At 66.2% G+C, this 9,593-nt stretch carries 8 protein-coding genes; 1 reads left to right on the top strand and 7 read right to left on the bottom strand.

What is annotated here, in order from left to right:
• Positions 1-61 precede the first annotated feature (61 nt).
• Entirely contained in the window at positions 62-1,786 is a 1,725-nt protein-coding gene (gene dauA, locus B3M58_RS16245; RefSeq protein WP_414704100.1) for a C4-dicarboxylic acid transporter DauA, read from the bottom strand.
• 199 nt (positions 1,787-1,985) lie between these two features.
• On the opposite strand from dauA, the gene B3M58_RS16240 reads away from it, so the two are divergent.
• Positions 1,986-2,273: a PA4642 family protein gene (locus B3M58_RS16240; protein ID WP_296220673.1), complete on the top strand. Its 288-nt coding sequence runs from the start codon at positions 1,986-1,988 to the stop codon at positions 2,271-2,273.
• Positions 2,274-2,431: 158 nt separating this feature from the next.
• Here the strand turns inward: B3M58_RS16240 and B3M58_RS16235 are convergent, their stop codons facing one another.
• The 6 genes from B3M58_RS16235 to B3M58_RS16210 are packed head-to-tail and all read right to left on the bottom strand — an operon-like array spanning position 2,432 to position 9,342.
• Positions 2,432-3,763: a DUF58 domain-containing protein gene (locus tag B3M58_RS16235; protein ID WP_296220672.1), complete on the bottom strand. Its 1,332-nt coding sequence runs from the start codon at positions 3,761-3,763 to the stop codon at positions 2,432-2,434.
• Between the two features lie 25 nt (positions 3,764-3,788).
• On the bottom strand, positions 3,789-4,856 hold the full coding sequence (locus B3M58_RS16230; protein ID WP_296220670.1) for an AAA family ATPase: 1,068 nt from the start codon (positions 4,854-4,856) through the stop codon (positions 3,789-3,791).
• Positions 4,853-6,058, bottom strand: coding sequence for a DUF4350 domain-containing protein (locus B3M58_RS16225; protein WP_296220669.1), 1,206 nt, complete (start codon positions 6,056-6,058; stop codon positions 4,853-4,855). Before B3M58_RS16225 ends, B3M58_RS16230 begins: the two co-directional genes overlap by 4 nt.
• Positions 6,055-7,644 (bottom strand): DUF4129 domain-containing protein, encoded by a 1,590-nt coding sequence (locus B3M58_RS16220; protein WP_296220668.1) that lies wholly within the window; start codon positions 7,642-7,644, stop codon positions 6,055-6,057. Before B3M58_RS16220 ends, B3M58_RS16225 begins: the two co-directional genes overlap by 4 nt.
• Positions 7,631-8,611, bottom strand: coding sequence for a stage II sporulation protein M (locus tag B3M58_RS16215; RefSeq protein ID WP_296220666.1), 981 nt, complete (start codon positions 8,609-8,611; stop codon positions 7,631-7,633). The genes B3M58_RS16220 and B3M58_RS16215 overlap by 14 nt, the downstream gene beginning before the upstream one ends.
• A complete protein-coding gene (locus B3M58_RS16210; RefSeq protein WP_296220664.1) occupies positions 8,608-9,342 on the bottom strand; it encodes an RDD family protein in 735 nt (244 codons plus the stop codon). The genes B3M58_RS16215 and B3M58_RS16210 overlap by 4 nt, the downstream gene beginning before the upstream one ends.
• Positions 9,343-9,593 lie beyond the last annotated feature (251 nt).

The raw sequence follows: 9,593 nt of genomic DNA, 5'->3' as shown, positions 1-9,593 counted from the left end.
CATGGCGAAGCCTTGTCCACCAGGGGTGAGTAATGGCGGACAAGCCGTTGGCATGTCCGCCCTACGTTTTGCTCCCGCCTGCCCAGCGCAGGGCTTTCACCCGCGCTTGTGGCAGGTCGCGGACATAGGCCAGTTGTCCGTCGACACGCTGAATGCCGGCGCGGCGTAGTTGCAGACGCACCTGCGCGGTGGGCCCGCTGAGCACCAGCCCTACGCCTTGCGCGCGGTAGTCGCGCAGCACGTTGGCGAGTGCCGCCAGGGCGGTCATGTCGAGCAGCGGCACGGCGCTGATGTCGACGATCACCACCTGCACGCCGGGGCTCAAGCGGCGTAGCACGCTGAGGGCTTTCTCCGCCGCGCCAAAGAACAACGGGCCGCGAATCGCATACACCAGCACATGCTCGGGCAGATCGCTCAAGGCGTGGTGAAAGTGCTTAGGCAGGGCGGCGGTGTCGGTCAGGTCGCTCATGCGCTTGATGAACAAGCCAGCGGCCAGCAACAGGCCGACGCCGACCGCCAGCACCATGTCGAACAGCACGGTGAGGATCAGGCACGTCAGCAGCACCAGCACATCGCTGCGCGGGGCGATGCGCAGGGTGTGTTGCACATGGCGCGCCTCGCTCATGTTCCACGCCACGATCAGCAGCAGTGCCGCCAGCGCCGCCATCGGCAAGTAGCTGAACAGCGGCGCGAGGTAGAGGATGGCGATCAACACCACGCCGGCGTGGATAATCGCCGCCAACGGCGAGCAGGCCCCGGCGCGTACGTTGGCGGCGCTGCGGGCGATGGCCGCGGTGGCGGTGATGCCGCCGAAAAACGGTGCCACCAGGTTACCGATGCCTTGGCCGATCAGCTCGCCGTTGGGGTCGTGCTTGCTGCCGGTCATGCCGTCGGCCACCACGGCGCAGAGCAACGATTCGATGGCGCCGAGCATGGCGATGGCAAAGGCCGGGGCGAGTAGTTGGCGGATCAGTTCGAAAGACAGTTGCAGCGGCTGGCCGTCCGCGCCCGACAGTTGCCAGGGCCAGGCGAGGCTCGGCAGAAACGGCGGAATACCCGGGTATTCGATGCCGTCCAGGTGATAGCTGAAACGTTCGCCGAGGGTGGCCACCGGCAGGCCCGCGCGCTCCAGCAACAGCGCCAGCCCGGCGCCGACCGCCAGTGCCGCCAGATGCCCCGGCACCCGTGGAACCCAGCGCGGCCACAGCACCAGCACCGCCAGACAAACCACGGCCACCAGGCTATCGCCCACTTGCAGGCTGGGCAGCGAGTGCAGCAGCAGGCTCAGTTGCTCGACATAATTGTGCGGCTGCGCGGCGAGGCTCAAGCCAAACAGGTCCTTGAGTTGCAGGGTGGCAATGACGATGCCGATACCGGCGGTGAAGCCCAGGGTCACCGGGTACGGAATGAACTCGATCAGCCGCCCGGCGCGCAACAGGCCGAGGGCGATCAGAATCAGCCCGGCCATCAGGGTGCACAGCAGCAGGCCGCCGAGGCCGAATTGCTGGGTGATCGGCAGCAGGATCACCACGAAGGCGGCGGTTGGCCCGGACACATTGAAGCGCGAACCTCCGCACAGGGCGATCAGCGGCGCGGCGACCAGCACCGTGTACAGGCCGTGTTGCGGCGCCACCCCGACGGCAATCGCCAGGGCCATGGCCAGGGGAATGGCGATGATGCCGACGGTAAGGCCTGCGCTCAGGTCGCCGCGCAGGCTTTTCCAGGCGTAGCCGGCCCGCAGGCTCTGACGCCAGGCAGCGAATAGCGGCGGGAGGGGCAAAGGCATGGTGGCTCCGTAATGGCTGGGCCGAGTATAGGGCGTGGGTCGTGGCGGCAGTCTTGACCTAAGTCGGGTGTCGGCGCGCTCGGGCGGCGTGTTAAAAAGTCCGGCTGCTTGCCCCGGGGCGGCGGTGGATGCGTTGAGCGCCGGGGCGCGCCGGAGTTACACTGCCGGCCCCGTGTGGCTTGGTTAGCTGGAGTGAACGATGCGTAAAGACAAGAAACAGGTGATTGGCGAAGAGATTGGTGACGAGCCGATCAAGCTGTTCCTCGCCGTCGAGCCGGCCGACGCCACGCCGCCGTCGCTGCACAAATTGATCAAGGCCTATCGCGGCCTGCGCATCGATGACTTCGAGCGCTTTGTCGGCTTTTTCGTTGCCGCTGGTTATGACCTGGATGCCAAGGATGCCCAGGGCCACGATTTCATTGCGCTGATCCAGGATCAGCGCCAGGCCGAGCTTTATATCGACGTGATCAACGCCGCCCGCGGCTGATTGAGTCACGCCGTTCTGTAGGCTGGGTTAGCGGCGCCTGCCGCTGAGCTGCGGACCGCTGTCTTCGACCGCCGCGTAACCCGGCGTGGCGTCGGCACAGACACCGCAGCGCTGAGCCCTGCGGCATGACTGACGTTTCGGCGTGCGCTTAACCCACCCTACAGCGCTCCGGCCTTTTTCCAGGCCAGGTAGCGGCTGACCAGCTCCGGGCCGAGTTCGCTGGGGCGCGCGTCGAGTACCGGCACATTGTGTGCGCTCAGGCGCTCGTGCAGGTTGGCCCGGGCGTTCAGGTAATCCACGGTGCCGCAGTAGGTCAAAGCCGACTCAAAGTCCTGCACCGGGGCTTGGCGCACATTGTCGAGCACTTCTTCGCGCAGGCTGGCGACCAGCACGCGGTGCTGGCGGCCCAGGCGTTTCACCGCAGCGAGCAGTTCCTCGTCGTCTTCGTCGCGCAGGTTGCTCACCAGCACCACCAGGGCGCGGCGACGCTGACGGCTAAGCAGGGCATCGGCGGCTGCGGCGAAGTCGGCGGGTTGCTGGGTGCTGTGCAGGTCGTACACCGCGTTGAGCAGCACATTCAACTGCGCCGGGCCTTTGACCGGCGGCAGGAAGCGACTGTGTTCGCCGGCAAAGGTCAGCAGGCCGACCGCATCGCCCTGGCGCAGTGCCACGTAGCTGAGCAGCAGGCTGGCGTTGAGGGCGTGGTCGAAGTGCGATAGCTCGCCATCCTGGCTGCGCATGCGCCGGCCGCAGTCGAGCAGGAAGACGATCTGCTGATCGCGCTCGTCCTGATACTCACGGGCAATCGGCATGCGTTTGCGCGCGGTGGCTTTCCAGTCGATCTGCCGCAGGGTGTCGCCGTCGCGGAACTCGCGCAGTTGGTGAAACTCCAGGCCCAGGCCGCGACGCGGCCGCTGGCGCACGCCGAGCTGGCTGAGCCAGTCGTCCACCGCCATCAGTTGCGCGCCGTACAGCCGGGCGAAGTCCGGATAGACCCGGGTTGCCTGGGGCAGGTCCAGGTAACGCCGGGCACGCCACAGGCGCAGCGGGCTGGGCAGGGTGATTTCACACTGCGGGAAGACGAAGTGGCCGCGCAGCAGCGGTCGTACGCGGTAGGCGAATTGCGTCTGTTCGCCGGGATGCAGCTCGACGCGCTGCGGTAAATGCTCGAAGGCCATGTCGCTGGGCAGGTGGTCGAATACCTGCAGTTGCAGCGGCCGCGGGTAATCGTGGTGCACGGTCAGGCGTACCTCGCTCCAGCGCCCCAGCGGCAGGTTGCCCGGCAACTGGCGCTCGATGCGCGGTGTGGGCACTTGGCGCAGGCGCCCGGCATCCACCAGCGCGGCGCCCAGCAGTGCCAGCAGCAGGCCCCACCAGAACGCCTGGAGCGCCGGCGGCAAACGCACGCCCAGGGCGCTCAGGGCGCCGAGCAGAATGGCCAGGCCGAGCAGGCCGGCGAGCAGGGTGAGCAGCGCGCGTGACGGTTTCATGCGGCACCTGCGGGCATCGATGGGCTCATAAACGCGGCGCCGGCACCTGTGCGAGCAGTTGTTGCAGCACCTGATCGACCGACAGGCCTTCGATGTCCAACTCCGGCGCCAGGCGTACGCGATGACGCAGTACGGCCAGGGCACAACCCTTGATGTCGTCGGGCAGGACGAAGTCGCCGCCGCGCAGCAGGGCGCGGGCGCGACCGCCGCGCACCAAGGCGATCGAGGCGCGCGGCCCGGCGCCAATGGTCAGGCCCGGCCAGGTGCGGGTGGCGCGGGCCAGGCGCACGGCGTAGTCGAGTACCTGTTCGTCGAGGGGCAAATCGCTGGCGATCTTTTGCAGGGCCAGTATGTCTTTGGCCTGCAACAAGGTGCGTAGCGGCGCGACGTCGAGCATGTCGGCTTTGCTTGAGCGGGTGACCTGGCGAACCATGCTCAGCTCTTCATCCTGCGCGGGGTAATCCATGCGCAGCTTGAGCATGAAGCGGTCCAGCTCGGCCTCGGGCAGCGGGTAGGTGCCTTCCTGTTCGATCGGGTTCTGTGTGGCCAGCACCATGAATGGCAGCGGCACCGCCAGGGGGCGGCCTTCCAAGGTGACCTGGCGCTCTTGCATGACTTCCAGCAACGCCGCCTGGGTTTTCGCCGGGGCGCGGTTGATTTCGTCGGCCAGCAGCAGGTTGGTGAACACCGGGCCTTTGCGCAGCTTGAATTGTTCGCTCTGCAAGTCGTACACGGCGTGGCCGGTGACGTCGCTGGGCATCAGGTCCGGGGTGAACTGGATGCGTGCGAATTCGCCGCCGAAGCAGCGCGCGAGGGCGCGTACCAGCAGGGTTTTGCCCAGGCCGGGTACGCCTTCGATCAGCACATGGCCGCCGGCGATCAACGCAGTCAGCACGTCATCGATTACCGCGTTCTGGCCAATCAGCGCCTTTTGCAACTCCAGACGCAGGGCCTGGGCCAGTTGGCTGGCGCGCTGGCGTTGTACCGCGGGGTTGGCGGCGGGCGGCGCGGCTGCTGGCGCCGGCGCGATCAAGCTGGCGGTCGTCGGCTCGTCGATGGGCGTGCTCGGCTGTTCGGGCGTGTGTTCGCTCATAGGGCATTCCTAAGGGTTTGCAGGTGGGCGACCTGGCGGGTGAAGTCGGCGGCGGCCAGACGCTGCTTGGGCAACGGCCGCATGGCTTGGCTGATGGCGCTGGAGGGCAGACGGGTCAAGCGACCCAAAACCTGCCACTGCTCGGCGACGCCGAGCCGTTCGAAACCGGGGTGACGGTGCCGCGCACGGCGTTGAATGTCCTGCTGCAAGCCTTGCAGCAGTGGCTGCTGGCCGCTGCGCCGCAAGAGAAAATCGGCGCTGCCGCGCAGGTGTTCCTGCAACTGCCGGCGGCTTAGGCTGGCCGGCATTTGCAGCGGGCCCTGGCGCATGCCGACGGACCACAGCAGCAGGCCGATCAGCAGGGCCAGGGCGGCCAGCGCTTCGGGGAAGTGGCGCAGCAGCAGGCTGAACAGATCGTCGCGCTCGGCGCGGTAGAGCAGAGTCACGGCGCTGTCCTGACTGAGGTACCAGAGCAGCCAGGCGTTATCGTGCTCGGCGATGCGCTCGTTCTGCCAGATCCAGCTGTCGCTCAGCACGCTGATCAAGCCGTCGCCGTGATAGAGCTGCAGCAGGTGCGTGGCGGCGCCGCTGTTGGCCCAGGCATGCGCGCGGTTGTTGGCGTCGTAAAGGTGAAAGTCGGTGTCGAAACCGAAGTAGGCCGGCGCCTCTTCGTTTTCCAGGTAGAGCTGGGTCAGTTCGGGGTAGGCCGTGGTTGCTTCGTCTGGCTCGGCAGCCTCTGCGGGCGGTGTTTCGATATCGGTGTCTGCCGCCGCTTCATCAAGGTCGTCGCTTTGGTATTGCTGGATGCCCAGGCTGTCGAGCAGCAGGTCGCCGCTTTGGCCTTGGTCCTCGTCCCATAGGCGTTCGGCGACAAACAGCAGGTGCCCGCCCTTGGCGGCCCAGGCCAGCAGGTGTTCGGTTTGCCGTGGGCTCATGCGCTGCCGATCGCCGAGCAGCAATAGGGTCTGTCCGGCACTGGGCAGAGTGGGCAGTACCTCCAGGCCATCGGCGCGCTGCACCGGCAGGCCTTGCTGACGCAGGAAGTGTTCGGCGGCCAGGTACGGGTTGGCGCGGACCTCAGGAGCGGGCCCGTGCTCGACGGTCTCTTGGTAGGGCACGGCGCGGCTCAGCAGGTAGGCGCCGAGCAGCCCCAGGCCGAGCAACAGTGCGCCAGCACCGATAAAGAGGATACGCCGGCTCATCCGCGTGCTCCGTTCGCGGACAGGCGCCGCCAACCTTCGCAGAGGCCATGCTTGAGGTTTTCCGGCGGCAGGCGATGGCCGTAGGCGAGGTTCTGCCAGTGACGGGTCAGCACCTGGGTGAAGCGGGCCAGTTCTTCCTGGTCGAGGCTGTGCACCAGGTTCAGCACTTCGGCTTCGGTGTGGGCGTTGCTCAGCGGCAGTCGGTAGTCGTGCAGCAAACGGCTGAGCAGGGCGCGGTAGAGCAGGCCGAGGGCCGCGCGCGGGTGTTCGGCCCATAACCGCTCGACTTCACCGGCGACGTCATCGGGCAGGCTTTGCGGGGCGACTTCAAGGCCGAACAGCTGGTGCGGCGCTACGGGCTTCTGCCGCGCCGGCAACCCCAGGCGCCCGGTGAAGGCGCCGAGCCAGTCGCGGTAGCGCCAGATCAGTAAGCCCGCCAGCCCGAGCACGGCAGCCCAGAGCAGCGCCTCGAAAAACAGCGCGACGCCGTCGATGCTCTTCCAGAACTGGGCCAGCGTGAAGAATTTCTCGATCAGTTCGAGCAGGCTCTTGAGCTCGTCTTCGCTCAGCTCTTCGGTCGGCGTTGCGTCGCCTAAGCGCCAGCGGGTCACGGTTTCACGGTTTTCGAATGGCGCTTGATCGAGCAGTTGGCCGATGCTCTGCTGTGCGGCCTGACTGTTCAGCGGTTGCTGGAGCAAGCGGGCGGCCTGCGGCCCAAGTGGGTCTTCGACGGGAAGCGGGCAACTGCTGGTGCCTACCGCCGCAGCGGCCATGGCCGGCGTCGGCGCTTGCAGCAACAACAGGCCGCAGCCGAGCAGCAGCGCATAGGCCACGCCGCTCAGGCGTTGGCGCAGCTGGCGGAACACCAATTCGATATCCCAGGCCTCCAGGGCGGTGCGTCGGTTCAGGTAGAGGGTGAAGCCACACGCGACATACACCGGTTCCCAGACGATCAACGCCAGGACATACAGCAGGTTGGACAGATGCTCCAACCACAGCCAGTCGCCAGTTGCCGCATTGACCAGGCTTTGCCAGCTCCAATCCAGTTCTATCTGTTGTGGCAAGAGCAGATAAAACAGGCTGGCGAGGCCCAGCCACAGGGCCATTTCCAGGTGCACGCCGACCAGGGTCAGCCAGGTGGCGCCGCCGGCATCGCGTTGACCGAGCACCACCAGGCGCTGGCTGCGCGCCTCGCCGGACAACCCTTCGAGTTGCAGCACCGGTAGGTCGAAACTGCGCGTCGGGCTCAGGCGGCGCCAGGTCAGGCTGGCCAGCAGCTGCGGCTTGAGCAGCCCGGGCAGCGCCTTGAGCGCCTGCTTGAGGGTGGGCGTATCGCCGAACAGCGCCCGCGAGAGGATATACAGCGGCAGGCGTTCGTAGGCCGGTTTCAGCCACCAGAAGGCGAAGACCGCCCAGCCGGGGTACTCCCACAGCAGCAGGCAGAGCAGGGCGAAGATCGGCAGGGTGACCAATGCCCAGCTGGCCATCAGCAGACCGGCATGCCGGCGGGCGAGCAGCACGCCGAGGTCCAGCGCCTCCCAGGCGCTGCGCGGGCGAATCGCCACGCTGGCATCAGTCAGGCGCATGCGCACCTCGTCCGGCGAGCAGCAGGTAGGCCAGTACCAACAACCACAACCCCGCGCCGACGACATATTTGATGGTTGGGCTGGCAAAGGTCATCGACGACCAATAGGCCTCGATAAAGGCCGCCAGCAGCAGGAACAGAATCACCCCGCCGATCAACCGCACACTGCGTCCAGCGGCCAGGCGTAAGGCCTCGCCGCGCGGCAGACGACCGGGGGCGAGCAGCGCCCAGCCGAGCTTGAAGCCGGCGCCGCCGGCCAGGGCAATGGCGGTGAGTTCGAAGGCGCCGTGGCCGACGACGAACGACCAGAAGGTTGCGCCGTAGCCGATCTGCGTCAGGTAACCGGCCACCGCACCGATCATCAGGCCGTTGAACAGCAGGAAGAATAGGCTGCCGAGGCCAAACAGCAGGCCGCTGGCGAAGGTCTGAAAGGCGATGCCGATGTTGTTCATGATGTAGAAGCCGAACATCATCCAGTCGTCGCCCGAGTCGCGCTCGCCAAAGCGTCCGAGACGCCGCGCGTCGGGGTCGTACATCTGCTCCATGCTCGCCACTTGAGCGGGGTCGACCAGGCTGTAGATCAGTTCGGGAAACAGGTAAACCAGTACGCCCATGCCCAGCAAGCTGCCAAAAAACAGCAGGCTGGCGGCCAGCACGCAACGCCATTCGGTGCGCACCAGACGCGGAAAGCCGCTGAGCACAAAGCCGATTAACTGGGCGCCGAGCGGGCTGCGATGGCGATAGAACTGCTGATGGCCGCGCAGAGCCAACTGCTGCAGTTGCTCGATCAAGTGATTGCTGTAGCCGCGTGCTTCGGCCAGGGCCAACTGCTGGCACAGGCGCCGATAATCGGCGGCGAAGCCCGTGCACTGTTGGCTGTCGGCCTTGCCGCGCTCAAGTGCATCGAGTTGCGCAGCGAAGCTCTCCCAGTCGCGTTGGTGGCGGCTTTCAAACAGGCTCTGTTTCATGTCGGCCCCAGCAGCCCACGGGCGATTCCGTGGATGCGCTGCTCCGCCTGTTCCGGCGCGACCTGCAAGGGTTCGGCAAGAATACCCGCCAATTCGGCGCGACGTGCGGCGGAGAGCGTTTCACTGCGCTCGGCGAAACCGAGCAGTGCGCGTTGTTCGCGCAGGCTGAGTGCCATCGGCGCGCGCAAGGCCGGTGCTGCCGGCAGGTTGGGGCGTAGCGGCGGACTGTCACTATAGACCACCAGCGTTCCGGCGGCGATATCGCCCAGGCGTTTGAACGCCTTGTGATTGAGGCAGCTGAGAATACCCAGGGTGTAGGCGAACGGCAGGATATCGACGAACCTCAGCAGGTTGCGGGTCAGCGAGGCCGCCCAGCCGACTGGGGTGCCGTCATCGTGCACCACGCGCAGGCCAAGCAGTTGTTTCCCCGGCGAGCGCCCCTGGTTGAATACTTCGAACAGCACCATGTACCACCAGGTGACCAGGAACAGCAGGATGGTCGCCAGGCCCATGCCGAATTGCCCGAGCATCCCGAGGCCCACATACAGCGCCAGCAGCAACAGGCCGCGAATCAGCAGATCGATGGTAAAGGCTAGCGCCCGCGGCACGAGGCCGGCAGGACGCAGGATCAGGTCGATCCCTTCAGGGGTTTCCACCTGATAGCGCGTATCCAGCAGCGTGGCCGGTGCGCGAGGATCGTGTGGATGAGGCGGGGTGGCGGTAGGCGACATCAGCATACTGCGATGGGGAAACCCCGATGCTAGCCAGCGGCCAGCGGCGAAGCAACCCGTCTGGTGGCCTGTGTGGCTAGTTCAATTAGTCAATTTCGGCGTCCGAGGCTTCGATACTGCGTTGCTGCTCCTCGCCATAGCCAGCTATGACTCGTCGCAGCGCCTTGTCTCAGAGCCTCGGCCATCCGAACTTGAGTTAACCAACTAGCCGTACAGGCCACTAGCGGCAATCTGCGGCTAGATCCACACGG

Origin of the sequence: Pseudomonas sp. UBA2684 (genome assembly GCA_002354655.1) — a bacterium.
GTDB lineage: Bacteria > Pseudomonadota > Gammaproteobacteria > Pseudomonadales > Pseudomonadaceae > Aquipseudomonas.
The sequence above is the reverse complement of the archived record's forward strand: the minus strand, read 5'-3'. Positions and strand labels throughout refer to the sequence as shown.